This is a genomic window from Ruegeria sp. BC8 (assembly GCF_056535705.1).
The window spans coordinates 1192879-1219440 of record NZ_JBQFIV010000001.1; the positions used below are offsets into that span (position 1 = coordinate 1192879).

29 protein-coding genes are annotated in these 26562 nt (G+C 63.2%); 16 read left to right on the forward strand and 13 right to left on the reverse strand.

Features of this window, described 5'->3' with window-relative positions; all coding sequences use genetic code 11:
• The first annotated feature begins 11 nt into the window (after positions 1-11).
• A complete protein-coding gene (preA, locus tag ACR3EK_RS06095) occupies positions 12-1316 on the forward strand; it encodes an NAD-dependent dihydropyrimidine dehydrogenase subunit PreA (protein ID WP_480632939.1) in 1305 nt (434 codons plus the stop codon).
• 43 nt (positions 1317-1359) lie between these two features.
• Here preA and ACR3EK_RS06100 read toward each other — a convergent pair whose 3' ends face one another.
• Entirely contained in the window at positions 1360-1968 is a 609-nt protein-coding gene (locus ACR3EK_RS06100) for a TetR family transcriptional regulator C-terminal domain-containing protein (protein WP_480632940.1), read from the reverse strand.
• A 171-nt stretch (positions 1969-2139) separates the two neighbouring features.
• Here ACR3EK_RS06100 and ACR3EK_RS06105 point away from each other — a divergent pair, with 171 nt between their 5' ends.
• From ACR3EK_RS06105 to ACR3EK_RS06150, 10 genes are all read left to right on the forward strand, one after another.
• Positions 2140-3390 carry a Zn-dependent hydrolase gene (locus ACR3EK_RS06105; protein ID WP_480632941.1) on the forward strand — a complete coding sequence of 417 codons (1251 nt, stop codon included), beginning with the start codon at positions 2140-2142 and terminating at the stop codon, positions 3388-3390.
• 72 nt (positions 3391-3462) lie between these two features.
• Positions 3463-4917 carry a dihydropyrimidinase gene (gene hydA, locus ACR3EK_RS06110; protein ID WP_480632942.1) on the forward strand — a complete coding sequence of 485 codons (1455 nt, stop codon included), beginning with the start codon at positions 3463-3465 and terminating at the stop codon, positions 4915-4917.
• Positions 4918-4968: 51 nt separating this feature from the next.
• Positions 4969-5766 (forward strand): ABC transporter ATP-binding protein, encoded by a 798-nt coding sequence (locus ACR3EK_RS06115; protein WP_480632943.1) that lies wholly within the window; start codon positions 4969-4971, stop codon positions 5764-5766.
• Positions 5766-6197: an N-acetyltransferase family protein gene (locus tag ACR3EK_RS06120; RefSeq protein ID WP_480632944.1), complete on the forward strand. Its 432-nt coding sequence runs from the start codon at positions 5766-5768 to the stop codon at positions 6195-6197. The genes ACR3EK_RS06115 and ACR3EK_RS06120 overlap by 1 nt, the downstream gene beginning before the upstream one ends.
• Positions 6194-7111 (forward strand): ABC transporter permease, encoded by a 918-nt coding sequence (locus ACR3EK_RS06125; RefSeq protein WP_480632945.1) that lies wholly within the window; start codon positions 6194-6196, stop codon positions 7109-7111. Before ACR3EK_RS06120 ends, ACR3EK_RS06125 begins: the two co-directional genes overlap by 4 nt.
• Positions 7108-7953: an ABC transporter permease gene (locus ACR3EK_RS06130; protein WP_170357553.1), complete on the forward strand. Its 846-nt coding sequence runs from the start codon at positions 7108-7110 to the stop codon at positions 7951-7953. Before ACR3EK_RS06125 ends, ACR3EK_RS06130 begins: the two co-directional genes overlap by 4 nt.
• 53 nt (positions 7954-8006) lie before the next feature.
• Positions 8007-8996 (forward strand): ABC transporter substrate-binding protein, encoded by a 990-nt coding sequence (locus ACR3EK_RS06135; protein ID WP_170357554.1) that lies wholly within the window; start codon positions 8007-8009, stop codon positions 8994-8996.
• Between the two features lie 153 nt (positions 8997-9149).
• Positions 9150-9863, forward strand: a complete 714-nt coding sequence (locus ACR3EK_RS06140; RefSeq protein ID WP_093961810.1) for an ABC transporter permease — start codon at positions 9150-9152, stop codon at positions 9861-9863.
• Complete coding sequence (locus ACR3EK_RS06145; RefSeq protein WP_170445467.1) at positions 9856-10590, forward strand: ATP-binding cassette domain-containing protein; 735 nt, start codon at positions 9856-9858, stop codon at positions 10588-10590. Before ACR3EK_RS06140 ends, ACR3EK_RS06145 begins: the two co-directional genes overlap by 8 nt.
• A gap of 19 nt (positions 10591-10609) precedes the next feature.
• Positions 10610-11428, forward strand: a complete 819-nt coding sequence (locus ACR3EK_RS06150) for an ABC transporter substrate-binding protein (protein WP_480632946.1) — start codon at positions 10610-10612, stop codon at positions 11426-11428.
• 6 nt (positions 11429-11434) lie between these two features.
• Here ACR3EK_RS06150 and ACR3EK_RS06155 read toward each other — a convergent pair whose 3' ends face one another.
• The 10 genes from ACR3EK_RS06155 to ACR3EK_RS06200 all read right to left on the reverse strand — a co-directional run bounded on the left by ACR3EK_RS06155 (position 11435) and on the right by ACR3EK_RS06200 (position 20604).
• Positions 11435-12307, reverse strand: a complete 873-nt coding sequence (locus ACR3EK_RS06155) for a helix-turn-helix transcriptional regulator (RefSeq protein ID WP_170339616.1) — start codon at positions 12305-12307, stop codon at positions 11435-11437.
• Positions 12308-12433, reverse strand: coding sequence for a hypothetical protein (locus tag ACR3EK_RS06160; protein WP_261392079.1), 126 nt, complete (start codon positions 12431-12433; stop codon positions 12308-12310).
• A 13-nt stretch (positions 12434-12446) separates the two neighbouring features.
• A complete protein-coding gene (locus ACR3EK_RS06165; protein WP_480632947.1) occupies positions 12447-13709 on the reverse strand; it encodes a c-type cytochrome in 1263 nt (420 codons plus the stop codon).
• On the reverse strand, positions 13710-14918 hold the full coding sequence (locus ACR3EK_RS06170; protein WP_170508649.1) for a formate dehydrogenase subunit gamma: 1209 nt from the start codon (positions 14916-14918) through the stop codon (positions 13710-13712).
• A 71-nt stretch (positions 14919-14989) separates the two neighbouring features.
• A complete protein-coding gene (gene fdh3B, locus ACR3EK_RS06175; protein ID WP_005983764.1) occupies positions 14990-15583 on the reverse strand; it encodes a formate dehydrogenase FDH3 subunit beta in 594 nt (197 codons plus the stop codon).
• Between the two features lie 11 nt (positions 15584-15594).
• Positions 15595-18489: a formate dehydrogenase subunit alpha gene (locus ACR3EK_RS06180; protein WP_170371225.1), complete on the reverse strand. Its 2895-nt coding sequence runs from the start codon at positions 18487-18489 to the stop codon at positions 15595-15597.
• 129 nt (positions 18490-18618) lie between these two features.
• Positions 18619-18807 (reverse strand): twin-arginine translocation signal domain-containing protein, encoded by a 189-nt coding sequence (locus ACR3EK_RS06185; RefSeq protein ID WP_005983760.1) that lies wholly within the window; start codon positions 18805-18807, stop codon positions 18619-18621.
• A 60-nt stretch (positions 18808-18867) separates the two neighbouring features.
• Complete coding sequence (locus ACR3EK_RS06190) at positions 18868-19479, reverse strand: TorD/DmsD family molecular chaperone (protein ID WP_480632948.1); 612 nt, start codon at positions 19477-19479, stop codon at positions 18868-18870.
• A gap of 4 nt (positions 19480-19483) precedes the next feature.
• Entirely contained in the window at positions 19484-20053 is a 570-nt protein-coding gene (locus tag ACR3EK_RS06195) for a DUF3306 domain-containing protein (RefSeq protein WP_480632949.1), read from the reverse strand.
• Positions 20050-20604, reverse strand: coding sequence for a DUF3305 domain-containing protein (locus tag ACR3EK_RS06200; RefSeq protein ID WP_480632950.1), 555 nt, complete (start codon positions 20602-20604; stop codon positions 20050-20052). The genes ACR3EK_RS06195 and ACR3EK_RS06200 overlap by 4 nt, the downstream gene beginning before the upstream one ends.
• Before the next feature lie 252 nt (positions 20605-20856).
• On the opposite strand from ACR3EK_RS06200, the gene ACR3EK_RS06205 reads away from it, so the two are divergent.
• On the forward strand, positions 20857-22812 hold the full coding sequence (locus ACR3EK_RS06205) for a 4Fe-4S dicluster domain-containing protein (RefSeq protein ID WP_480632951.1): 1956 nt from the start codon (positions 20857-20859) through the stop codon (positions 22810-22812).
• On the opposite strand, the gene ACR3EK_RS06210 is transcribed toward ACR3EK_RS06205, so the two are convergent.
• The gene (locus ACR3EK_RS06210; protein WP_480632952.1) at positions 22806-23534 is read right to left on the reverse strand and encodes a c-type cytochrome; all 729 of its coding nucleotides are present in this window, start codon (positions 23532-23534) and stop codon (positions 22806-22808) included. The two genes, ACR3EK_RS06205 and ACR3EK_RS06210, sit on opposite strands and share 7 nt — an antisense overlap.
• A 64-nt stretch (positions 23535-23598) precedes the next feature.
• Between ACR3EK_RS06210 and ACR3EK_RS06215 the strand changes: the two genes are divergently transcribed.
• Genes ACR3EK_RS06215 through ACR3EK_RS06230 form a run of 4 tightly spaced genes read left to right on the forward strand, consistent with a single transcriptional unit; the run spans position 23599 to position 26025 of the window.
• Entirely contained in the window at positions 23599-23796 is a 198-nt protein-coding gene (locus ACR3EK_RS06215) for a DUF6494 family protein (RefSeq protein ID WP_005983748.1), read from the forward strand.
• Positions 23793-24854 (forward strand): Mrp/NBP35 family ATP-binding protein, encoded by a 1062-nt coding sequence (locus ACR3EK_RS06220; protein WP_480632953.1) that lies wholly within the window; start codon positions 23793-23795, stop codon positions 24852-24854. Before ACR3EK_RS06215 ends, ACR3EK_RS06220 begins: the two co-directional genes overlap by 4 nt.
• Positions 24851-25549 (forward strand): biotin/lipoate--protein ligase family protein, encoded by a 699-nt coding sequence (locus ACR3EK_RS06225; RefSeq protein WP_480632954.1) that lies wholly within the window; start codon positions 24851-24853, stop codon positions 25547-25549. Before ACR3EK_RS06220 ends, ACR3EK_RS06225 begins: the two co-directional genes overlap by 4 nt.
• Positions 25546-26025, forward strand: coding sequence for a DUF6505 family protein (locus tag ACR3EK_RS06230; protein WP_480632955.1), 480 nt, complete (start codon positions 25546-25548; stop codon positions 26023-26025). The genes ACR3EK_RS06225 and ACR3EK_RS06230 overlap by 4 nt, the downstream gene beginning before the upstream one ends.
• Here ACR3EK_RS06230 and ACR3EK_RS06235 read toward each other — a convergent pair whose 3' ends face one another.
• On the reverse strand, positions 26026-26526 hold the full coding sequence (locus tag ACR3EK_RS06235; protein ID WP_480632956.1) for a flavin reductase family protein: 501 nt from the start codon (positions 26524-26526) through the stop codon (positions 26026-26028).
• Positions 26527-26562 lie beyond the last annotated feature (36 nt).

Below are 26562 nucleotides of genomic sequence, written 5' to 3' on the forward strand. Positions count from 1 at the left end.
AGGCCGGATAAATGGCTGATTTGAAAACGAACTTTCTGGGTATCGAAAGCCCCAACCCCTATTGGCTGGCCTCGGCGCCGCCGACCGACAAGGAATACAACGTCCGGCGTGCCTTCGAGGCCGGATGGGGTGGCGTCGTGTGGAAAACGCTGGGGTCCGAAGGGCCGCCGGTGGTCAACGTGAATGGCCCCCGGTACGGGGCGATCTACGGGGCCGACCGGCGTCTGCTGGGCCTCAACAACATCGAACTGATCACCGACCGGCCGCTCGAGGTGAACCTCGAGGAGATGGCCCGCGTCAAGGCGGATTACCCGGACCGCGCCCTGATCGCCTCGATCATGGTGCCATGCGAGGAGGAGGCCTGGAAAGCCATCCTGCCGCGCGTCGCTGAAACCGGCGCCGACGGGATCGAGCTGAACTTCGGCTGCCCGCACGGGATGAGCGAGCGCGGTATGGGCTCGGCCGTGGGGCAGGTGCCCGAATATATCGAAATGGTCACCCGCTGGTGCAAGAAATACTATGACCGTCCGGTGATCGTGAAGCTGACGCCCAACATCACCGACATTCGCAAGCCGGCGGCTGCGGCCAAGAACGGCGGGGCAGACGCGGTGTCGCTGATCAACACGATCAACTCGATCACCAGCGTCAATCTGGACACGTTCAGTCCAGAGCCCTCGATCGACGGCAAGGGCAGCCACGGCGGCTATTGCGGCCCGGCGGTCAAGCCCATCGCCCTGTCGATGGTCTCCGAGATCGCCCGCGCCGAGGCGACCCAAGGCCTGCCGATCTCGGGCATCGGCGGGGTGACCACATGGCGCGACGCGGCCGAGTTCATGGCGCTGGGCTGCGGCACGGTGCAGGTGTGCACCGCGGCGATGACCTATGGATTCAAGATCATCGACGAACTGACGGCGGGCCTGTCGCAGTGGATGGACGAAAAGGGCTACTCCGACGTCTCCGAGATCGTCGGGCGGGCCGTCCCGAACGTGACCGACTGGCAGTATCTGAACCTGAACTACGTCGCCAAGGCCAAGATCGATCAGGATCAGTGCATCAAGTGCGGCCGCTGCTACGCGGCCTGCGAGGACACCAGCCATCAGGCCATTTCGATGTCGCCCGACCGCGTGTTCGAGGTGATCGACGAGGAATGCGTGGCCTGCAACCTGTGCGTGGATGTCTGCCCGGTCGAGGGCTGCATCTCGATGGTGCCGATGGCGGCGGGTGAGGTCGATCCGCGCACCGGCAAGGTGGTTCAGCCGGACTATGCCAACTGGACGACCCACCCGAACAACCCGATGGCCAAGGCCGCCGAGTGACCGGCGTCAGATCACCAAAAGGGGCCGCGCTGCGGCCCTTTTTTCATGGGGTCAGCAGTTTTCTGTACAGGGTGTCGATGAAGGGCGCGGCCCCTTCGAACGGGTCTTCGTCGCCCAGGATCGCGCGCACCTGAACATCAAAATCCGCGTAATGCTGGGTCAGCGCCCAGATCGAAAAGATCAGGTGATGCGGGTGCAGGCGTGCGATTTTGCCTTGGTCCATCCAGTGCGTCAGAACGGCCGCCTTCTGGTCGACCAGCGCCTTCAGATCGTTCGACAGGGCGTCATGTATGCGGGGCGCACCCTGCACCAGCTCGTTCGCGAACAGGCGGCTTTCGCGCGGCAACTCGCGGCTCATCTGCAGCTTGCGCTTGATGTACGAGAGGATCTCCTCCATCGGCTCGCCGTTTTCATCAAGGTCGTGCAGCGGCGCCAGCCAAGTATCCAGCAGGCCGGACAGAAGCGCGGTGTGGATCGCCTCTTTGGACGGGAAATAATACAGAAGGTTCGGCTTGCTCAGCCCGGCCTCGGCCGAGATCTGATCGACGGTCGCCCCGCGAAAGCCGTGGGCCGAAAACACGTTCAGCGCGGCCTCGAGAATCGCGGCGCGGTTCTTTTTCTGAATTCGGGTCGGGGCGCGGTCTTTGGGCATGTATGCAGGGCGTCTCTTTTTCGAACAAGCAGGTGTTGAATATGCCGATTTTTGCATCGGTGCGATGCAATTTCTTGACTGATGTCGAACCCGTGATAGCGTGAGTTTGACCAGATGGTCAAATCAAGACACCAAAAGCGAGCCAAATCGCAAGCAACAGGGAAGACGAACATGGCAGCTCCGGCGCAGAATCTCAGGATCAATGGCGACAGGTTGTGGGACAGCCTGATGGAGATGGCCAAGATCGGTCCGGGCGTTGCCGGCGGCAACAACCGCCAGACCCTGACCGACGAAGATGCCGAAGGCCGCGCGCTGTTCCAGAAATGGTGCGAAGAGGCCGGCTGCACCATGGGTCTTGACCAGATGGGCAACATGTTCGCCATGCGCCCGGGTGCCGATCCCGATGCGCTGCCGGTCTATGTCGGCTCGCACCTGGATACGCAGCCGACGGGCGGCAAGTACGACGGGGTGCTGGGGGTTCTGGGCGCGCTCGAGATCATCCGCACCCTGAACGATCTGGGCATCAAGACCAAACACCCGATCGTGGCCACCAACTGGACCAACGAAGAGGGCACGCGCTTCGCCCCCGCCATGCTGGCCTCGGGCGTGTTCGCGGGGATGCACACTCAGGATTGGGCCTATGACCGCGAGGATGCCGAGGGCAAGAAATTTGGCGACGAGTTGCAGCGCATCGGTTGGCGCGGCGATGAAGAGGTCGGAGGCCGCAAGATGCATGCCTTCTTTGAGCTGCATATCGAACAGGGCCCGATCCTCGAGGCCGAGGGCAAGGATATCGGCGTCGTCACGCATGGCCAGGGCCTGAGCTGGACCCAGGTGACCGTGACCGGCAAGGACGCGCATACCGGATCAACCCCGATGCCGATGCGCAAGAATGCCGGGCTGGCGATGGCGCGCATTCTTGAAAAGGTGGACGAGATCGCCTGGTCGCACGCGCCCCATGCCGTGGGGGCTGCCGGGCATATCGACGTCTATCCGAACTCGCGCAACGTGATCCCGGGCAAGGTGGTGTTCACGGTCGATTTCCGCTCGCCCGAGTTGGACGTCATCAAGGACATGGAGAACCGGCTGCGCGTCGCAGCCGAGGACATCGTGGATGAGATGGGCCTGCAGGTCGCGTTCGAGAAGGTCGGCGGGTTCGACCCGGTGAAATTCGACGAGACCTGCGTCGCCGCCGTGCGCAATGCAGCCGAGCGGCTGGGCTATTCGCATACCAACATCATTTCGGGCGCGGGGCACGATGCCTGCTGGATCAACCGCGTGGCGCCGACCGCGATGGTGATGTGCCCCTGCGTGGATGGCCTGAGCCACAACGAGGCCGAGGAAATCAGCAAGGAATGGGCAACCGCCGGGGCGGATGTCCTGTTCCACGCGGTCGTCGAAACCGCCGAGATCGTGGAGTAGCCGGGGCCGCGCGCCCCCAATCCGCTGGAAAACCAATAGAGGCGCAACAGACGCGCCCGCAGGGAGTTGAACATGAGCACAGTCATCAAGAACGGAACCGTCGTTACCGCGGATCTGACCTACAAGGCCGACGTCAAGATCGAAGGCGGCGTGATCACCGAAATCGGGCCGGATCTGAAGGGGGATGAGCAACTGGATGCGACCGGCTGTTACGTCATGCCCGGCGGGATCGATCCGCACACGCATCTGGAAATGCCGTTCATGGGAACCTATTCCAGCGATGATTTCGAAAGCGGCACCCGCGCGGCGCTGGCCGGCGGCACGACCATGGTGGTGGACTTCGCGCTGCCGAACCCGGGCGAAAGCCTGCTGGATGCGCTCAAACGCTGGGACAACAAGTCGACCCGCGCCAATTGCGATTATTCCTTCCACATGGCCGTGACGTGGTGGGGCGAACAGGTGTTCGACGATCTGAAAACCGTGATCGAACAGCGCGGCATCAACACGTTCAAGCATTTCATGGCCTACAAAGGCGCGCTGATGGTCAATGACGACGAGCTGTTTGCCTCGTTCAAGCGGCTGGCCGAGCTGGGTGGGATCGCGATGGTCCATGCCGAGAATGGCGACGTGGTGGCCGAGTTGCAGGCCAAGCTGCTGGCCGAAGGCAATACCGGCCCCGAGGCCCATGCCTATTCGCGCCCGCCGCAGGTCGAGGGCGAGGCCACCAACCGCGCCATCATGATCGCCGACATGGCCGGGGTGCCCCTCTATGTGGTGCACACCTCGTGCGAAGAGGCGCATGAGGCCATCCGCCGGGCCCGGATGCAGGGCAAGCGCGTCTGGGGCGAGCCGCTGATCCAGCACCTGACGCTGGACGACAGCGAATATGCGCATCCCGATTGGGACCACGCCGCGCGCCGGGTGATGAGCCCGCCGTTCCGCAACAAGCAACATCAGGACAGCTTGTGGGCGGGGCTTCAGTCGGGCTCGCTGAGCGTGGTGGCCACCGATCACTGCGCCTTCACGACCGAGCAGAAACGGTTCGGCGTGGGCGATTTCACCAAGATACCCAACGGCACGGGCGGCCTTGAGGATCGGATGCCGATGCTGTGGACCCATGGCGTGGCGACCGGGCGGCTGACGCCGAACGAATTCGTGGCCGTGACTTCAACAAACATCGCCAAGATATTGAATTGCTATCCGAAAAAGGGTGCCGTTCTGGTCGGCGCAGATGCCGATCTGGTGGTGTGGGACCCGGACAAGACCAAGACCATCAGCGCGGCGACGCAGCAGTCGGCGATCGATTACAACGTGTTCGAGGGGCACGAGGTCAAGGGCCTGCCGCGCTTTACCCTGACCCGTGGACAGGTCGCGGTGCACGATGGCGAGATCCGAACGCAGGAAGGCCACGGCAATTTCGTCGCACGCGAGGCCAACACCACCGTGAACAAGGCGCTGAGCACCTGGAAAGAGCTGACCGCCCCGCGCCCGGTAGAGCGGTCGGGCATCCCGGCGACGGGGGTATGATGCACAAAGGTTACCGAACGGGCAAAAAAGCCAAAACTTCAAGGCAGTAGGATGACATCGGAAAGCAATACCCAGCCCGTGATCGAGGCAAAGAACCTCGACCTGACCTTCCAGACCAATGACGGACCCGTGCACGCCCTCAAGGACGTCAACCTGGCGGTCGACAAGGGCGAATTCGTCAGTTTCATCGGCCCTTCGGGCTGCGGAAAAACGACCTTCCTGCGCTGTGTCGCTGCGCTGGAAACGCCTATGGGCGGCACGCTGACCGTCAACGGCATGACTCCGGACGAGGCCCGCCGGAACCGGGCCTATGGCTATGTGTTCCAGGCGGCGGGCCTGTACCCGTGGCGGACCATCGCCAAGAACATCAAACTGCCGCTCGAGATCATGGGATATTCGGCTCAGGAACAGGAAGAACGTGTAAAGAACGTTCTGGAACTTGTTGATCTAGCAGGGTTTGGTGAAAAATTCCCATGGCAGCTTTCGGGTGGAATGCAGCAACGGGCCAGCATCGCCCGGGCACTGGCCTTCGACGCCGATATCCTGTTGATGGACGAGCCTTTCGGCGCGCTGGACGAGATCGTGCGCGATCACCTGAACGAACAGCTTTTGGCGCTGTGGGCGCGCACCGGCAAGACGATCGGGTTTGTCACCCACTCGATCCCCGAGGCGGTGTATCTGAGCACCAAGATCGTGGTCATGAGCCCGCGCCCCGGGCGGATCACCGATGTGATCGACAGCCCTCTGCCCAAGGAACGGCCGCTGGACATCCGCGACACGCCGGAATTCATCGAGGTCGCGCATCGCGTGCGCGAAGGGCTGCGCGCCGGGCATGGGGACGATGTGTGATGGGCAGGTATGACATCAGACGCGCGACCGAGGCGGATGTGCCAGCCTGCGCGGCGGTGGTCTCGGCCTGGGTCCGTCAGACCGAGTGGATGACGGATGAACTGCCCCAACAGGAATTGGAGGCGCTGATCGCACAGGCCTTCCCGGACCGCGAGATGTGGGTCGTGGGCGAACCCGTCGATTGCTACATGTCGGTCGATCCCGCGGCGCGGAAGGTCGGCGCGCTCTATTGCCAACGGACCGGGCAGGGCATCGGCAAGCGCCTTCTGGATCGGGCTAAACAGGGGCGCAGCTTTCTGTGGCTGACGGCCCATCAACCGAATGCCGCCGCGCAACGCTTCTATCGCCGAGAGGGTTTTGTCGAAACCGGGACCGAGGCCGCAACGCCGCCCGAGACCGTTCCCGTGGTGCGGATGGAGTGGCACGCATGAAGCAGCTTGTAGCCGTTCTGACCGTTTTGCTGGCCATCGTCGTTATCTGGTACGCGGCCTGCATTCCGATTAACATCAAGGGCGTTCTGACCGAACAGGAACGCGCCGGGGCCGAAGTGGTTCCGCCTTCGTCCAAAGACCGCCGCGACATGGGTGAAATCGGCCTGGTGCTGCGCAACAGCTTTGCCGTTCCGGCGACTTGGGCGCAGGATCGGCCGCGTCTGCCTGCGCCGCATCAGGTGGGCATCGAGCTGTGGGAGACCACGGTTCAAAAGAAGATCACCTCGAAACGGTCGCTGGTCTATCACGGCTGGGTGACGCTCAGCGCGACGATTCTGGGCTTTGCCATCGGCACGGGGCTGGGCATCCTGCTGGCTGTGGGGATCGTGCACAGCCGGGTGATGGACCTGTCGGTCATGCCTTGGGCCATCGTCAGCCAAACCATCCCCATCATCGCGCTGGCGCCGATGATCATCGTGGTGCTGTATTCGATCGGCATTCAGGGAATCATCCCCAAGGCGGTGATCTCGGCCTATCTGAGCTTCTTCCCGGTGGTCGTGGGCATGGTCAAGGGCCTGCGCAGCCCTGATGCGATGCAGTTGGACCTGCTGCGCACCTATAATGCAAGCAACGGGCAGGCGTTCTGGAAACTGCGCCTGCCGGCCTCGATGCCCTATCTGTTCGCCTCTCTCAAGATCGGGATCGCCGCGTCGCTGGTGGGGGCCATCGTCGGCGAACTGCCGACAGGCGCCGTGGCGGGGCTGGGCGCGCGTCTGCTGGCTGGCAGCTACTACGGCCAGACGGTGCAGATCTGGTCGGCGCTGTTTGCCGCGGCCATTCTTGCGGCCTGCCTGGTGGGCCTGTTGGGCCTGATCGAGCGGGCGGTGTTGAAACGCATGGGGATGGCGCAATGATGATGGTCGGTCTTGCAATCCTTTTGTGGCTGGCCGGTTGGTGGCTGAACACCCGCCTTGCCAGCGGACCTTATGCCGACACGCGGGCGGTGCGCATTCTGGCGCCGCTGATCTTCGGCCTGACCGTCATCGGGGTTTGGGAATTGCTGGTGCGCGGGCTTGAGGTGCCTCTGGTCATCCTGCCCGCGCCTTCGGTGATCTGGGAGCGGTTCTGGGACAGCTTGCCGATCCTTTGGGCCGATTTCGTGCAGACCATCATCAAGGGCGCGCTCAGCGGCTATGTCATCGGATGCGGCGCCGCCTTCCTGATGGCAATCGCCGTGGACCGGTGGGACTTCCTGCGCCTGGGCCTGTTGCCGGTGGGCAATTTCGTAGCCGCGCTGCCGATCGTGGGCACCGCGCCGATCCTTGTGATGTGGTTCGGGTTCGACTGGCATTCGAAGGCGGCCGTTGTGGTGGTGATGGTCTTCTTCCCGATGTTGGTCAACACGGTGGCCGGCTTGCGCGAGGCCACCGCTATGCAGCGCGACCTGATGGAGACCTATGCCGCAACCTATTGGCAAAGCTTTCTGAAGCTGCGGTTGCCCGCGGCCATGCCGTTTATTTTCAACGGGTTGAAAATTTCCACCACGCTGGCCCTGATCGGCGCTATCGTGGCAGAGTTCTTCGGCTCGCCCACTTTGGGCATGGGGTTCCGGATCTCGACCAGTGTCGGGCAATTGTCGCTGGACATGGTCTGGGCGGAAATCGTGGTCGCGGCGCTGGCCGGGACCGCGTTCTACGGTGTGGTCGCCATGATCGAGAAACTGGTGACCTTCTGGCACCCCTCGCAGCGGGGATAAATCATTCAAAAGACCCCAAAAACGGGGCGCAACAACAACTAGGAGAAATGAAGATGAAGAAGTTTATAAGCGGGGCAATCACGGGCCTGGCCCTGACGGCCGGATCGGCCTTTGCCGCAGACGAGGTGACGCTGCAATTGAAATGGGTCACCCAGGCCCAGTTCGCGGGCTACTACGTCGCAAAGGACAAGGGGTTTTACGAAGAAGAGGGGCTGGATGTCACCATCCTGCCCGGCGGCCCCGACATCGCGCCCACGCAGGTGATCGCGGGCGGTGGCGCTGACGTCACCGTGGAATGGATGCCCGCCGCGTTGGCCGCGCGCGAAAAGGGCCTGCCGCTGGTCAACATTGCACAGCCCTTCAAAAGCTCGGGCATGATGCTGACCTGCTGGAAGGATGCGGGCATTTCCTCGCCCGAGGACCTCAAGAACCGCACGCTGGGCGTCTGGTTCTTCGGCAATGAATTCCCGTTCATGAGCTGGATGAGCCAGCTGGGCATCGACACCGGCGGCAAGAGCGAGAACGGCGTCGAGGTCTTGAAGCAGGGCTTCAACGTCGACCCGCTGCTGCAGCGCCAGGCCGATTGCATCAGCACCATGACCTACAATGAATACTGGCAGGTGATCGACGCCGGTGTCAGCCCCGACGAGCTGGTGACCTTCAAGTACGAAGACCAGGGCGTGGCCACGCTGGAAGATGGCCTGTACGTGCTTGAAGAAAACCTCAGCGACCCGGCCTTCGTCGACAAGATGGAACGCTTCGTGCGCGCTTCGATGAAAGGCTGGAAATACGCCGAGGAGAACCCGGACGAAGCCGCTGAAATCGTGTTGGAAAACGATGCGACCGGTGCCCAGACCGAAGAACACCAGAAGCGCATGATGGGCGAGATCGCCAAGCTGACCGCAGGTTCGAACGGCGCGTTGGATCCGGCTGACTTCGAGCGCACGGTGAACACGCTGCTCGCCGGCGGCTCGGACCCGGTGATCACCAAAAAGCCGGAAGGCGCGTGGACCAGCCAGATCACGGATGCAGCCCTGAACTGATTGGCTGTACCATGACAACAATTCAGCGCGGCCCCCTGTGGGCCGCGTTTGTTTTTGCGGATGTCGGAATTTAACTGTCTTCAAAAGCAGTTTCCTTTATTATTCCTGTAAGATTTTGCGACCCCTACGAAATTCGGTGGATGCGGGAATAAAATGCAGGATTTTGCATCACAATTCAGCCAAGCGGGCCACCTGATCCTGACAGGGGATCCGGACCTTTGGGCGATCGTGATGCTGTCGCTGCAAGTTTCGGTGCTGGCTGTGTTGATTTCAGCCGTGATCGGGATGCCGGTCGGCGCGGCCTTGGCGGTGGCCCGCTTTCCCGGACGGCGCGCGTTGATCATTCTGATGAACGCTCTGATGGGCTTTCCCCCGGTTGTCGTCGGCCTGCTTGTCTACCTGATGCTGTCCCGTTCGGGTCCGCTGGGTGTGCTGGAGCTTTTGTATACGCCGACCGCCATGATCATAGCTCAAACAGTGCTGGTGACCCCGATCGTCGCGGCGTTGACGCGGCAGGTGATCGAGATGCTGGCCGAGGAATATTCGGAACAGTTGCGCTCGTTGGGAGTGTCGCGGCTGGCGTCAGTTCCCGTGCTGTTGTGGGATGCGCGTCTGGCGTTGGTGACTGCCTTGCTGGCCGGGTTCGGACGAGCCATCGCCGAAGTCGGCGCGGTGATCATCGTCGGCGGCAACATCAACCACGTGACGCGGGTCATGACGACGACGATTGCGTTGGAGACCTCGAAGGGAAATCTGGCCTTGGCGCTGGCCTTGGGGACGATCCTGATCGGAATTGCCGTAGCCGTGAATGCGGCAGTCAGCGCCCTGACGCTTCGGACCGAGCAGGAAGGGTTGCGCCATGCGTGATCTGATGCCGGACATGCCCAATTGTCTGCAGGCCGATGGTCTGCGAGTGGAACGCAATGGCAAGCTGTTGCTGGATGTTCCGCAGCTGATGATGGATGGTCCGGGGCCGACTTTGATCCTTGGGCCAAACGGTGCTGGCAAAAGCCTGCTGCTGCGTTGCCTGCATGGTTTGATCAAGGCCGATGCGGGGCAGGTTCTGCAGGATGGCGGAGTTCTGAATGCGGCCCACAAGGCCCGGCAGGCCATGGTGTTTCAGCAACCGGTTCTGCTGCGCCGCTCGGTGTCTGCCAATCTGGACTTTGTTTTGAAACGGCTGGGGCTCGGCAGGACTGCTCGGAAAAACCGGATCCAGGAGCTTTTGGCCGAAGGAGGGCTTGAGACCAAGGCCCGGCAGTCGGCGCGCTCGCTGTCGGGTGGCGAGGCACAGCGCCTGGCAATCCTTCGCGCGCTTGCGCTTGGCCCCGAGACCCTGTTCCTGGACGAGCCCACCAGCGCCCTCGATCCCGCGGCGACCCAAATGATCGAGGCGATGATCCTGCGCGCCTCGGCCCGGGGGGTGCGGATCGTGATGGTTACTCACGACGTCGGGCAAGCCCGTCGGTTGGCGGCGGATATCGTGATGATGCAGGGCGGACGCGTGGTCGAGCATGGCGCCGCCAAACAGGTGCTGGAAGCGCCACAATGCCAGGCATCGCGCCAGTATTTGGCGGGCTGGCTGGTCACATAACAACAACCGGAGGCAATCCATGTTTCGCGCAGCAATCAAAAGCGCAATGATCCTGTTCGGGCTGTTCGCAGGTCCGGCAGCGGCCGAAGAACCGTTCATTGTCGTGCAGTCCACGACATCGACGCAGAATTCCGGCCTTCTGGACTTTATCCTGCCGGGGTTCGAGGCGGAAAGCGGGATCGATGTCCGTGTTGTGGCCGTGGGGACGGGGCAGGCGATCCGAAACGCGATCAACGGCGACGGTGACGTTCTGCTGGTGCATGCCAAGCCAGCGGAAGAGCAATTCGTGGCCGACGGCTGGGGTGTTGAGCGGCGGGACGTGATGTACAACGATTTTGTCTTGGTGGGCCCGAAATCGGACCCGGCCAAGATCAAAGGCGACGACGACGCAGTGGCCGCGTTGGCAGCGATCGCGCAGGCCAAAGCTCCGTTCGCGTCGCGCGCAGATGACAGCGGGACCCACAAGGCGGAGAAGGCTCTTTGGAGTCTGTCCGGAACCGACCCGACCTTGTCGTCGGGCGAGTGGTACCGCGAGACCGGATCGGGCATGGGTGCAACGCTCAACCTGGCTGCGGGCATGGATGCCTATGCCCTGACCGACAGGGCCACATGGCTGTCGTTCGGCAACAAGGGAAACCTTGAGGTTCTGGTCGAAGGCGATCCACGGCTGTTCAATCAATACGGCGTAATTCTGGTGAACCCCGAAAAGCATCCGCGGGTCCGGGCGGCCGCGGGAAGAAGGTTCATCGACTGGCTCACTGGCCCCGACGGTCAGGAAGCAATTGCGGCGTACAAATTGAACGGAGAGCAGCTCTTTTTTCCGAACGCGCAGCAATAGGGCCGGTCAGTCACTTGCGCCGTTGTGATGGATCTGTCCCAAGCCGGACAGATCGTATCCGCCCAATTCATCGGCGCGACGCCTGAATTTGTCTGTACCCAGAAAAGTCAGTAGTTTCTGCATCGGGGGATCGAAACAGGACCGCCGCCAGATGGCGAGGTCGAGACGTTCGGAGTGGGTCGGAATGAAGCCCAACCCGTAGAGACGCGCCAAGGCTCCGATGCCGAACCCTGCCTCGGCCTTCCGGTCGTGCAGGGCGATTGCCAGTTCCTCTTCGGTGCGGGCACAAGTCGGCAGGGCGTCAAGATCGGCGCGGCTCAGGCCGCAGCTCTCCAACTGGGCATCGAACAAGTGCTGACTGGCGGCACTGTCCTGGCGCAGAACGATACGGCGGCCTTTCAGATCACCAAAATCGGAAATTCCCTGAACCTCGGGGGCCAGCAACAGGCCGCGCTGGCGGCTTGCGACCTCGTACAGAACCACGGGCGCCTCTCCCAGCGCATCGCGGACGGAATTGACGTTGAACCCGCCCGGTTCATGGATGTGCAGTACCGCGGCTTGTGCGTCACGTCGCGCAAGGCGGTTCAGCCCGTCGAATGAGCCGTCGTAATAGGTGGCCAACCCCGAGCCGCTTTCGCGGAGTGCCCAATCCAAAAGGGGGTCATGGCTGCCAGCCACGATGTCGGGCAGGGGCGGTTTGACCGTGTCCGGCCCGGTACGCGACGCATTGAGCCAGGCCAGTACCTCGGCCCGGGGAAAGAGAAGTTTGCCCATCGCTTTCACGCAGGGCACTTCGCCCGAAGACGCCAGATCATAGGCCTTGCGTTCGCCAATGCGCAGCAGGTCCGCCAACTCTCGTGTGGTCAGGAATTCGGACATTCAGTCTAGTCGCACCGAGGAGCCGGTCTGTGTCTCGGCCGCTGAGTGTCCGAGTTGCTGCAATACCATCGGTGCGGCGGCAGTAATGACGACCATTGCGGCGGCAGCTGCAAGAAAGGCTTTCATCTTATCCTCCGGCTTAGTCTGCGGGCGCTGTCGCGCTGCGCAGAAATTCAATCAGGTCGGTGCGGTCCTGCGCCTGCGCGATCCGCTGCATCGGCATCTTCGACCCCGGAATGTAGTGGTCCGGTCCCTGATCGAAAAGAGCGTTTATCGTCTGTTCGTTCCAAATGATATCAGACCCTTGCAGCGTTTCCGAGTAGATGTAGCCAGGCAGTGTCCCGGCCTGACGCCCGAATACGCCATGCAGGGTCGGTCCGGCCCGGCGCTGATCGTCCGGCGTCAGGCTGTGGCAGATCGAGCATTTCCGGGCGAACTGCCGTTCTCCGTTTTGCATTTCTTCGGGGTCCTTCAGGAAACTCGGCTCTTGGCTGGCCATCCGTTCCTGTGACCCCAGCGCGGCCACCGGCCAGCTGTACATGGCCTGATCCAGCCCGCCTGCGTACAGGTTCTCTCCATCGGGGGAAAAGGCCAGTGCCCAGACCGGGCCGCGTAGCGTTGCCCGGAAATCCTGCGCAATCCGCCAGTTCTGCGTGTCGATGACCATGATGTAGCCCTCACCATCGCCCACCGCCAGCAGTGACCGATCCGGGCTGAGGGCGAGCGCAAGGATCGGGCGGCGGTCCAACGTGAAATCACGCTCGGCCCCGGTGGTCAGGTCCAGAATGCGGGTTACGCCATCGACCGCGCCATATGCGATCCAACCGTCTTGCGCGTTCAGGACCAGTTCGTTGATGCCGAAACCATGCTCGACCAGTCGCGCGGTTTCGGCCCCGGTCGTCACGTCCCAGACCCGCAAGCTGCCGTCGACCCCGGCGGAGTACAGCGACCGTCCGTCCGGCGCGAAGGCCACCGCGTTGACGCCGCTGCCCGTCGGGCCCAGCAGCTTGGCCGCACCGCCTTGGGTTGGCCACAGGCCGATGGTCCCATCCCAACTGGCAGTCGCCACAAGGGTCTTTGAGGCAGCAAGGCCGACGACCTTGCCCTTGTGCTGACCAACGACCTGTCCACCGGGCCAACGGCGCAGGGTAAAGTCGTCGCCGGCCGAATAGATCGCGGTGCCGTTGAAAACAACCGCGTTCACGGCAGCCTCGTGACCTTCCAGCCAGTCCGGCTGCTGCCCGGACCACAGTCCCACGGAATTGTCGAAACTGGCGGTGGCAATGCGCCCGTCCGGGGCTGTGGCGATGTCCATGATCGGTCCGCCATGGCCCTTGAGCGTGTAGAAATCCGCCGCCAACGGCAGCGGCAGCAGGGCCAGCGCCAAAGCCAGCCCGCGCATCTATTCGGCAGGCGAGGCCGCGGCGTCGCTGGCCTCCTGCGCCTTTACCTCTTCCAGCCACAGCGAATGGTGCTCGCGCGCCCATTGCTCTTCGACCTCGCCGGTACCCATGGCGTCAAACGCGCCCTCCATGCCGACCGAGCCGAGGTAGATATGGGCCAGAATGATGGCGATGAAGGCATAGGCGACCATGACGTGCCAGATCTGGGCATATTGCATCTCTTCCTGCGGAGACATCTGCGTGGGCAGGTCCAAGCCCATCAGTTGGGGCAACCCGGTCGCGTTGGCGATCGAAAACGTCTTGGCGAACATCGGAAGCTCGAATGGGAACAGCAGCGACAGACCCGACAGGCTGATCGAGACGCCAAGCAGAATGCACAGCCAGAAAATGATCTTTTGACCGGCGTTGAATTTCTTGGCCGGGGGGTGGCTGCCTTTGGTGAACAATCCGCCGCCCGCCGCCAACCATTTCAGGTCGGTCCGGTTGGGGATGTTGTGGGCGATCCAGTTCACGGTGATGATGACCAATCCCAGCATGAAGGCCCAGGCCAGATTGTTGTGCAACCACTTGCAGCCTTGCGCGATGGTGGCGAACCCTTCCTTGCCGAACAGTGGGATCAGGAAATCCCGGCCATAGAGCGTCAGCAGACCGGTCAATCCAAGTATCAGGAACGAGCCGGCAAACAGCCAGTGCCCGAACCTTTCAAATCCTGAAAACCGGGTGACCGTGCGGCCTGTTTTCTCACCATCGATGCGGATGCGGCCGCGAATCAGGAAAAACAGAAGCAGAACGACCAGCATCCCGCCCAGAATGTAGGTTCCGTATTCACGCAGCGGACCGGTGCGGAAAGTCCACCACCACATGCCGCCATCCTGGATCAACACGCCGGCAGCAGGCCCCTTGGTCGAAACGGTGACATCGGCTGAGCCATAGCGGATGGCGCGATACACGTCGCTGTCCGAGGCGACGCCGCGCGTGCCCAACTGACCCAGCAGCCCTTCGGCATTGCCTTGCCCGGTATTCTGTGCGCGATAGCTGTTGTCGACCTTCTCGCCGCGTTGCCGGGCCAGAATATCCTCGAGCGTCGTGGCGCCACCGGTCTGCGCGCGCGGGGCGGCGGTTGGTTCGTCTGTGCCGGTCGTGTCCTGTGCAAGCGCGCCGTGCGCGATCCCAAGTGTCAACGTCAAAGCCAGAAAAATGCGCAGCATCGGAACCTCGGTATCAATCCAAAATCGGGTGACCCACCTGCGCGGGTCACCCGTGTTGTCAGGCTGAGGTCTCAGCCGTCCTTCTGGTCGTAGGCCGTGCCCCAACCCCAGGCGCCCGAACCAAACCCGCGCGCCACGACGCGTTCGCGGTAGATGGCCGAGACCACGTCGCCGTCACCGGCAAGCAGGGCCTTGGTCGAACACATCTCGGCGCAGATGGGCAGTTTGCCCTCGGCGATCCGGTTGCGGCCGTATTTGGCGAACTCTGCGGTCGAGTGCGTTTCCTCGGGGCCGCCGGCGCAGAAGGTACATTTGTCCATCTTGCCGCGCGATCCGAAGTTGCCGGCCTGCGGGTATTGCGGCGCGCCGAACGGGCACGCATAGAAGCAATAGCCGCAGCCGATGCACAGGTCCTTGGAGTGCAGGACGACGCCTTCTTCGTTCTGATAGAAGCAGTCGACCGGGCACACCGCCATGCAAGGCGCATCCGAACAATGCATGCAGGCAACCGAGATCGAACGTTCACCCGGTTTGCCGTCATTGATCGTCACCACCCGGCGGCGGTTGATGCCCCACGGAACCTCGTGTTCGTTCTTGCACGCGGTCACGCAGGCGTTGCACTCGATGCAGCGTTCAGCGTCGCAGAGAAACTTTGCTCTAGCCATTGTCGTCCTCCTTACGCTGCCCAGATCTTGCAGAGAGTCGCTTTGGTCTCCTGCATCTGGGTCACTGAATCATAGCCATAGGTCTGGGCGGTGTTGGTGCTTTCACCCAGCACGTACGGGTCGGCGCCTTTCGGGTATTTCTCCCTCAGGTCCGCGCCCTGGAAATGGCCGCCAAAGTGGAAGGGCATGAAGGCCACGCCGGCACCGACCCTTTCGGTCAGCATCGCCATCACCTTGACCTTGCCACCCTCGGGACCTTCGACCCAGACCTGCGATCCGTCGCGAATGCCAAGGTTGTTGGCGTCACGCGGATTGATCTCGACGAACATGTCCTGCTGCAGCTCGGCCAGCCACGGGTTCGACCGTGTCTCGTCGCCGCCACCTTCATATTCGACCAGACGACCTGACGTTAGGATTATCGGGTAATCCTTTGAAAAGTCGTTCTTCTGGATCGAAGCATACAAGGTCGGAAGGCGATAGGCCTGACGGTCCTCGTAGGTGGGATAGTCGGCCACCAGGTCACGCCGCGGCGTGTACAGCGGCTCGCGGTGCAGCGGGATCGGATCCGGGAAGGTCCAGACCACGGTGCGGGCCTTGGCGTTGCCGAAGGGCGCACAGCCATGCTTGATGGCCACCCGCTGGATGCCGCCCGACAGGTCGGTCTTCCAGTTGGTCTTGGGCCCGGCCACGGCGTCGATGGCCGCGCGTTCCTCGGCCGTCAGGTCGCCATCCCAGCCCAGATCCATCAGCATCTGCATCGTGAACTCGGGGTATCCGTCCTGGATTTCCGAGCCGACGCTGTAGACCCCTTCGGCCAGCAGGTTCTGACCGTCACGCTCGACGCCGAAACGCGCGCGGAAGGTCAGGCCGCCCTCGGCCACCGGTTTGGACATGTCATAGAGGTTTGGCGTCCCCGGATGCCCCATCTCGGCGGTGCCCCAGCAGGGCCACGGCAGACCGTAGTATTCGCCGTCATTCGGACCGCCCACCGCCTGCAGCGTCGTTCTGTCGAACGTGTGCTGGTTGGCCATATGGCTTTTGATCCGCTCTGGCGACTGACCGGTATAGCCGATCGTCCACAGCCCCGCGTTGAACTCGCGCGTGATGCTTTCGACATTCGGGGTTTCGGGGTCCTCCATCTCGATATTGCGGAAGAACCGATCCGCCCAGCCGAATTTGTTGGCGAACTTGGCCATGATGACCTCGTCCGGCAGGCTTTCGAACAGCGGATCGACCACCTTGTCGCGCCACTGCAGCGAGCGGTTCGAGGCCGTGACCGAGCCACGGGTTTCGAACTGCGTGCAGGCCGGCAGCAGATAGACGCCATCGGTCCGGTCATGCAGGACGGCGGAAACGGTGGGATACGGGTCGATCACGACCAGCATGTCCAGCTTTTCCATCGCCGTCTTCATTTCGACCATCCGGGTCTGCGAGTTGGGCGCGTGGCCCCACAGAACCATGGCGCGGACGTTGTTGGGCTGATCCATGTTCTCGGGATCTTCCAGAACACCGTCGATCCAGCGCGAAACCGGGATGCCCCGTTCGTTCTGCAGCGACTTGTCCTTGCCGTCCTTGTCCTTGACCATTGCGAACTGGCCAGCCAGCCACTCCGGTTCCTCGCCCCAGACGCGGGCCCAGTGACCCCATGCGCCTGCGGACAGGCCGTAATAGCCGGGCAGGGTGTGGGACAGAACGCCCAGATCGGTTGCGCCCTGCACGTTGTCATGGCCGCGGAAGATGTTGGTGCCGCCACCAGAAGTGCCCATGTTGCCCAACGCCAGCTGCAGCACGCAATAGGCGCGCGTGTTGTTGTTGCCGTTGGTGTGCTGGGTGCCGCCCATGCACCAGATCACGGTGCCGGGACGGTTGTTGGCCAGCGTCCGCGCCACGCGCTTGAGCTGCGATCCCGGCACGCCGGTGACGCGCTCGGTCTCTTCAGGGGTCCAGTTGGCGACCTCCTCGCGGATCTGGTCCATGCCCCAGACACGGGTGCGGATGAACTCTTTGTCTTCCCAGCTGTTGTCGAAGATGTGCCACAGGATGCCCCAGATCAGCGCCACGTCGGTGCCGGGGCGGAAGCGGACATATTCGTCGGCATGGGCCGCGGTGCGCGTAAAGCGCGGGTCGCACACGATCAGCGGGGCGTTGTTCTGCTCTTTCGCGCGCAGAACATGCAGCAGCGAGACGGGGTGCGCCTCGGCCGGGTTGCCGCCGATGATAAAGATCGCCTTGGAATTGTGGATGTCGTTGTAGCTGTTGGTCATGGCGCCGTAGCCCCATGTATTCGCAACACCCGCAACGGTGGTCGAGTGGCAGATCCGCGCCTGGTGGTCCACGTTGTTGGTGCCCCAGTAGGCCGCGAATTTGCGGAACAGATAGGCCTGTTCGTTGTTGTGCTTGGCCGAACCCAGCCAATAGACGCTGTCAGGTCCGCTTTCCTCGCGGATGCTCATCATGCCGTCGCCGATCTCGTCGATCGCCTGTTCCCAGCTGATGCGCTTCCACTCGCCACCCTCTTTCTTCATCGGGTATTTCAGGCGGCGTTCGCCATGGGCGTGTTCACGGACAGCGGCCCCCTTGGCACAGTGAGCGCCCAGGTTGAACGGGCTGTCCCAACCGGGTTCCTGCCCGATCCAGACGCCGTTCTGCACTTCGGCAACCACGGTACAGCCGACCGAGCAATGCGTGCAGACGGATTTGATGTTCTCGACAGCCGTGTTAGCTGCGGTCTGGGCGCTGGCGGGCGACACGGTTCCACCCGTGGCGCTGATCGCGGCCAGGCCGCCGATCGTCAGGCCCGAGCCACGCAGGAACGCGCGGCGATCGACGCTCTTTTCGCCGATTTGGGACAGGATACTTGTCCGCTGGGGGCGTCTCGCAACCCCGTTGGTCTTTTTCCTAAGCATTTCCTTCCTCCCTTGCTGGCCATGTTGATCATGGCTGGCTTGGTGTTTCGAAATCGACGTCAGGGCCAATCGCAACCGTCAGCCGAGTGTGACCACGTCCGGACTTGCGCCGGGCGTCGCCGGGGCGGCCTAGAAGCGCGCGCTGTCGAAATAGGCGCGGGTGTGCGCCGTGTCCTGAATGCGGGTCTCGTCCGAGGGTTGCTCGGCCGCTTCGGCCTCGGTTCCCAGGCTGGCCGCTGCAACGGCTGCCGGGGCCGCGGTGCCCGCCAGTTTCAGGAAGTCGCGGCGGCTGGCGCCGGTCTCCTTGGTCTTGCTCATGGGATCCTCCTTTCCCATTTGCGGTTCAGCGCCCGCCGGGCGCCGGCGAATGACGGCCGCCTAGTGCGTCGTCATGCGGAAGGCCTCGCGTTCGATCTCCATGAAAACCCGGCCGGCGGTGCCGACCGAGGCATAGAGAACCGAATGTTCGGCTGCTTCCAGGTCCGAGAAAAAGTGCTCGGCCCAGAGGCCGATATGCTTGTTCCAGAACGTCTTTTGATCTTCCAACGCGGCCGGGCCGCCGAAACGGCCGACGATCATGCCGCCCATCATCTCCATCAACGAGGCGATGTTGTCTTCGGGTTCGAACACGTTTGCCGCCCGGGTGATGCCCCGCGCCGCCATGTCGTTGCGCAGCTGCGCCAGCGGTTTCTCGTTCAGGAACCCGGTCAGGTAGAAGCTGGCATAGGGCAGCAGTTCTCCGCGCCCCAGCCCGATGAACAATGCGTTGAACTCGCGCTCGGCCGCTTCGGGCTTGGTCACTTTGGCCACGCGGGCCATGGCCTGAATGGCCTGGCCCAGATCGGTCTCGTCCCCCGACAGCGCCGCGATCTGGCTCAGCAGGGTCTGGTCGGGCGGTGTTGCCAGAAGCAGGCCCAGAAAGTTGTAGAAATCCGCGCGCAGACGGTCCTCGGGGGAAATCTCGAACGTCTGCGGGTCGCGAATGTTCATCGGGTCATCCTTCGAATTCGAATTTCATGCGCCGCGGGGCCGGGGGGCGTTCGTCCTCATCCGGTTGGATGGCGTCTGCCACTTCGACAGGGGGCGCAGGCTCGGCTTCAGGCTCGGGCGTTTCGGTTGCTGGCTCGGCTTCGGCCTCGACCGGGTGTTCTTCGGCTTCCGTCTGCTCGGCCAACGCCTCGATATGGCGCAACATGCCTTTGCCCACCTGATAAGCCGTCTGCAGGTTTTCGACCACGCAGGCGGCGTCAGTGTAGTCCTCGCCGTAATCGACCAGCCCGTCCACATTCGCCAGCACAGGGTTCAACCGCCACAAGCGCCGCAAGGCGCGACGGCGCAGACGGTCCGGCACGGCCTTGTCCATGAAGCCCGAAACATCGTCGCCCGCCTGCAGCAGGTCCGGGTCGGGCAGGTCAAGCTCGGCCAAAATCTCGGCGTCGGTCTTTTCTTCCAGTTCGGCCTGCTGCGCGGCGATCTCCTGCGCGGTCAGGGCCTCTCGTTCGGCCTGCGCTTCGGCCTGCACGGCGGCCTTGCGGCGCGACCAGAAATCCTGTCGGGCGCTCATTGCACGGCCCTCCGCGGGGCGCGGTAGACATCCGAGGTCTGCCGAACGCGCGCATCGCCCTTGCCATCTTCTACAAGATCCACCCGTTTCTTGTCGCGGCGGCGTTTGATGAACACCTCATCGCGGTGATGGGCCAGAGTGAAATCGCGCACCCAAGCAATCAGGCCTTCGGTCATCGGGATCTTTTCCACGATCTCTTCGCCGGTATCGGCATAGTCCTGCCCCTCGTAGGGCGAGGCGGTGATCAGAAACGCGTTCAGCGGGCGATCACCTTCGGCATCGTCACGCAGGACAAGATACAGCGATGGCTGGCTGTCCGAGAGATTCGCCATATAGGCCTCGGTTTCGTCGGACCAGAGTTTCAAGGGCAGGGTGGCGGCGTGGTATTCGACCGCGTCGCCCTCGCGGCGCAGTTCGACCCAGTCGGCGGGCGGGGCGCCGGGCAGCACCGCGACAGCGCGCCAATTCCACCGGGCCCAGCGAGTGACCCCCGGTGTCTTGCGCACGACGACGCCAACCGGCATTTCGATCTGTTTTGCGGCCTCGGCCACTTTGATCCTCCCCGGAAAAGCTCTCCCCTGCCTTCCCTTAGGTTCACTATGGTACACAAATGGGCCACGTGCCAAGTCCGCAGCGGCCTGAAATGGTCGTGATCTGGAAAAAAATCGTCGCAAATGGGTCGCGGCGAAGTTCAGCCGACTTTGGCGGGCGAGGCAGAGTTTCTGACCAGAACCGGCCGCCACACGTTGCATGGGAGGCGTTTGGGTCTAAGGTTAGGGGCAAGGAAGAGATGCGGGGGGAACATGGTCACCAAATTGGTCTTGTGCGATTGCGCCGGAAGTCAGGCTCTGGACGGGCAGGGGATATCGGCTGCCTGCGGTGCTGAATGCAGCAGGGTCCACACGGCGCTGTGCACTTCCGAACTGACCGCTGCGGCCAAGCTGATGCAGTCGGATGACCAGATCGTCATCGCCTGCGGGCAAGAGGCTCAAGTGTTTCACGAGCTGGCCGATGAACTGGGCGTGGATCACCCCGGCTTTGTCGATCTGCGCGACCGGGCCGGCTGGTCCGAGCAGGGGCGCGCGGCGATGCCCAAGATGGCGGCGCTGGCCGCCGAGGCGCTGTTGCAGCAGCCGATCACGCCCAGCGTGGATGTCATCAGCGAAGGCACGGCCTGCATCATCGGGCCGGGGGAGGTTGCGTTTGAGCTGGCCCACCGGCTGTCGGACACGATGGCGGTGACGGTGGTCGTCACCGATGAGGCGCAGCCTGACAGCCGGGCCTATGACGTGGTGCGCGCGCGGGTCCGGTCGGTCTCGGGGGCGCTGGGCGGGTTCACCCTGCGGTTGGATGCGTTGCAGCAGATTGATCCGGCCGGACGCGGTGCGTTTGCCTGGACCCTGCCGCGCGACGGTGCGGTGTCGGCCTGCGATGTGCTGATCGATCTGGCGGGGGGTACGCCCTTCGTGACGGCCCCCGACAAGCGCGAAGGCTACCTGCGCGCCGATCCGCGCGATGCGGTGGCGGTTGCTCGGTTGGCCTTTGACGCGGCGCAGCTGGTCGGGACCTTCGAAAAGCCGCTGTATGTCCGGCTCGAAGAAACCCTGTGCGCCCATTCGCGGGCCGGGCAGGTGGGCTGTTCCAACTGTCTGGACATCTGCCCCACCGGGGCCATCACTCCGGCAGGAGACCACGTGGCCATCGACCCGATGGTCTGCGCGGGCTGCGGTGAATGCGCGGCCCTGTGCCCCTCGACCGCGATCAGCTATGAGGATCCGCCGGTGGCGGCCCTGCTGGCGCGGATGCAGACCTTGGCGGCGACCTACCGTCGGGCCGGAGGGAGCGCCCCGCGCCTGTTGGTACATGATGCCCACGGGGCCGAGATGATCCGGCTGGCCGCGCGGTTCGGGCGCGGGCTGCCCGCCGATGTGATTCCGCTGGAGCTGGGTGTGGTGTCCGGCTTTGGACATGCCGAGATGCTGGCTGCCTTGGCTCATGGCTTTGCCCGGGTCGACATCCTGCTGGCCCCGACGACCGAGCGGGATGCGTTGGACCGCGAACTGCCGCTGGCGCTGGCCATCGCCGGAGAGGACGTCGTCGGAGTGATCGACGAATCCGATCCCGATGCCCTGGCCGATCTGCTCTATGCGCAGGACGTGCCGCAGCCTCTGGCCCAACCGGTGCTGCCGCTGGGCAACCGGCGCCAGATCACGCGGTTGGCGGCGCAGGCGCTGCGCCCCGATGCGTCTCAGCCGCTGCCCCTGCCGGAACACGCGCCCTATGGCGCGGTGGCGGTGGATATCGAGGCCTGCACCCTTTGCCTGAGTTGCGTGTCGCTGTGCCCGTCAGGCGCATTGATCGACAACCCCGACATGCCACAGCTGAACTTTCAGCAGGATGCCTGCCTGCAATGCGGGCTGTGCAAGACCATCTGTCCCGAAAGCGCGATCATCCTGGTGCCCGAACTGGACCTGAGCGACCGTGCGCTGTCGCCGCGTGTTCTGAACGAGGAAGAGCCCTTTGCCTGCATCGAATGCGGTGCTCTGTTCGGGGTGAAATCGACAGTCGAGCGGATCATGGAGAAGCTGGCCGGCAGCCACCCGATGTTCGCCTCGTCCGAGCAGGCGAAGATGATCCAGATGTGTGACGATTGCCGTGTGCAGGCGCAGTTCCACAGCGAGGACAACCCGTTTACCTCAAAGCCCAAGCCCAAGGTCGTTACCACAGATGACTACTTCAGCAAGCGCAAGGATCACTGAAACTTGAGCGGCGCCCCCAGGTCGGCCGCGCGGATGACCGAGACATAGGCCAGAATGGCCTCAAGTTCGTCTTGCGTCAGCATCAGCGGGTGAATGGGCGGGGGGCGTTCGGGGTTGAAGGGCGCAGTGATCCCTTCGATCTGGGTAAAGGACGGGTGCGGATTCAGGGCAAAGAATGCCTGGAACCGGTTCGACCAGTCCGGCATCGCGCGCAGCACCGCGAAGGACGGCGTGGAGCCCAACCCGTTCATCCGGTTCTGAGGGCCGATCACATGACAGCGCCCGCAATGGGTCAGCGACAGCTTTTCACCCAGCAAGGCGTCGCCTTCGATGGTATCCGACTCGGGCGCAGCGACCGTTTCGAAACTGGCCGAGAACGGGCCGCCCTCGGTCGGTGCAAAACTTTCGACGGTGCGTTTGCCCACGTCGGACAACAGCCAATCCTGAAAGCGGGCCTGCCGCGGGTCGTCCTGGATGCGCAGGTGATAGATGTCGCCGCCGCGCTGAAACACCGGCTGTCCCGGTGGCCCGACCGCCAGAACCATCGCGCCCCCTTCATCCGCGACAACGCGGATTCCGGTCTTGAGCGAGAAGCGCGGAAGAATATGTTTCAAAAGACCCGAGCGTGCGACATCCTCCGGCGCGGCCAGACCAATCTCCTCCTGCGACCAAGAGGGGCTGGCGAAGAGCGTCAGGCTCAGGCACAAAAGAACAAAGCGCATGGCCCAGCCTAACGGTGACAGGGCGAATGCGTCAAATGAACGAACAAGACGGAGACACACGGCGATGAGCGGCGATTACAACATGTCGATGCGCAAATTCCTCAAACAGGTTGGCGTGACCAGCCAGCAGGCCATCGAAGACGCGCTGCGCAAGGCGGGCGATCCGGCGGGCAAAAGCTTTGAGGCCAAGATGGTCCTGACGATCGACGGTCTGGATGTCGAACACGTGGTGACCGGCCAGATCAAGGACGGCGACGCATGAGCATCCGCGACGCGGTTCTGGCGAACCTGAAGAAGATCACCGACCCGGTTTCGGGACAGGACATCGTCAGCGCGGGCGTGGTCCGCGCGCTGAATGTCGAGGGCGACACCGTGCGCTTCGTTCTCGAGATCGACCCCAAGAATGCCGACAAGATGGAACCGGTACGCGCCACGGCCGAAAAGGCGGCGCAGATGGTCGACGGGGTGGCCAAGGTCTCGGCCCTGCTGACCGCGCATTCCGACAAGGCGCCGCCGGATTTGAAACCCAAGCCCAAGCCCTCGCAGACCGGGCCTCAGGCGGTGCCGGGGGTTGACCGGATCATCGCCGTTGCCTCGGGCAAGGGCGGGGTTGGAAAGTCCACCGTCTCGGCCAACCTGGCCTGTGCGCTGGCGGCCGAGGGGCGACGGGTCGGCCTTCTGGATGCCGATGTGTACGGCCCATCGCAGCCGCGCATGCTGGGCGTGTCCGGTCGACCCGCCAGCCCCGATGGCAAAACCATCCTGCCGCTGCGCAATCACGGCGTCACCATGATGTCGATGGGGTTGATGACCAACGAAGGTCAAGCGGTGGTCTGGCGTGGGCCTATGCTGATGGGCGCGCTGCAGCAGATGATGAACCAGGTGCAGTGGGGCGCGCTGGACGTGTTGATCGTCGACCTGCCGCCCGGCACCGGTGACGTGCAACTGACGCTGAGCCAGAAGTTCAAGGTGGATGGGGCCATCGTCGTCTCGACCCCGCAGGACGTGGCCCTGATTGACGCGCGCAAGGGCATCGACATGTTCCGTCAGCTGAAGACGCCGATCGTCGGCATGATCGAAAACATGTCCACGCATATCTGCTCGAACTGCGGGCACGAGGAACATGTGTTCGGTCATGGAGGCGTCGCCGCCGAAGCCGCCGAACTGGGTGTACCGTTGCTGGGAGAAATCCCCCTGCATCTGGATATTCGCGTGGCCGCCGATGGCGGGGCGCCGATCGTGGTCAGCAAACCCGACAGCCCGCAGGCCGACGCGTTCCGCAAGATCGCCCGCGATCTGATCGCCGCAGGCAAGGCATGACGCAGCCGGTCTTTCCCCCATTGCTGTCCGGGCACCCGGTGCAGGGTGGGGAAGACCCGTTCGACCATGCACAGGCAATGGCGGCGCTGGGCTGCGATGCAGGCAGCGTCGTCTACAACATCCAGGCGGATCGCCTGCGCGCGGCCATCGTCTTTGCGCCGGAGGTGCCCTTGCAGGACGCCATGGCCATGCTGCCGCTGTGCGCCGTCGGGTTCCAAAACGCGCTGGGCGCGCTGGCTCCGCCCGAGGTGGCGGTGCATCTGGGCTGGGATGGGCCGATTTTTGTCAACGGGGCCCGGTGCGGCCGGTTTCGTGTGGCCGCGTCGACCTCGGATCCGGAAACCGTGCCCGACTGGCTGGTCGTCGGCTGGGAGCTGGCCTTGCTGCAAACCGGGGACGAGCCCGGCAAGTCGCCCGATGTGACAGCCCTGTATGACGAAGGCTGCGCCGGTGTGTCTCCTGTGCAGCTGGTCGAAAGCTGGTCGCGTCACATGCTGACCTGGCTGAACCGCTGGTCCGAGGATGGCAACGCACCCTTGCACGGGGAATGGATGGGCTTGCTGCAGGGCGTCGGAGAGCCCTATGCTGATCGCGGCGTGTTTCTTGGGGCCGATGAGCGGTTCGGCATGCTGTTGCGGAACGGGGCGGACACGCAGCTTGTTCCCTTGACCCATCTGTTGGAGGACGCCCATTGAACCTGGCCCGCGCCATTCATTTCGACGAAAGCGACCTGAACGTCTTTCACTCACCCGCCCGAACGGGCGAGTGGTGCATCTCGGGCGGGTTCGAGTTTTCGAATTGGGGCGAGGCCGATCTGGCCGGCAAGGCGCGTCAAGCCTTTGCTAACGGGTGGCTGGGGCTTGAAACCTTCGGGCGCGTGACCTTCGTGGCGGTGACGCAGATCGAACCGGCCGAGATGGAGCGGCTGGCCACCAACCTGGCCGAGCATTTCGTGCGCCTTTACAGCGCGCCCTCGGTCGAGGCGGCGCTGGACGTGGCCCGGGCCGAGCTGGCCCATATGTCCGAGATGTGTGACGATCATGCCCCCAACACCCTGCTGACCGTTGCCCGCAGCCTGACCGAGTCCGGCGTTCACGAGGCTTTTCGGGTGATCACGCCGCAAGAGGCCGAGTTGGAGGCCTTTGCCGTGCACGGGTCATTGGACGAGTAATTACAAAAGGTCGGCAAAACCGCCGAACTGTCCGCGCTTGAAGATCAAGCCTTTGCCGGTGCGGTACATGACCTGTTCGACCTCTCCCACGAGAATCAGATGATCCCCGGCCTCGTGGCGGGCAGACAATGTGCAGTCAAATCGGGCCAGACACTGGCTCAGCTGCGGCCGACCTTTGTGATCCGGGGACCAGTCTGCATGCGAGAAATCGAGGCCATTGCGGGCAAAACGAAGGGCCAGATCCTGCTGATCCTCGGCCACGACATGGATAGAGTAATGTCGCGCTGCTAGAAAGGCCCCGTAACGGTTCGACTCTTTTGCCAGACACCACAGGACCAATGGTGGATTCAGCGACACTGATGCAAACGAGTTGACGGTGATGGCCGAGGGACCGTCCGGGGTGCTGGTCGTGACGACCGTCACACCAGTGCCAAAGCACCCCAGGGCCTCGCGGAAGGCCATGCTTTGATCGGGTCCGGGTTTGAATGTTCTTTCGGTCATCGCGCGCTCGTGTGGTGGCCGGGCACGGGGTGCCAT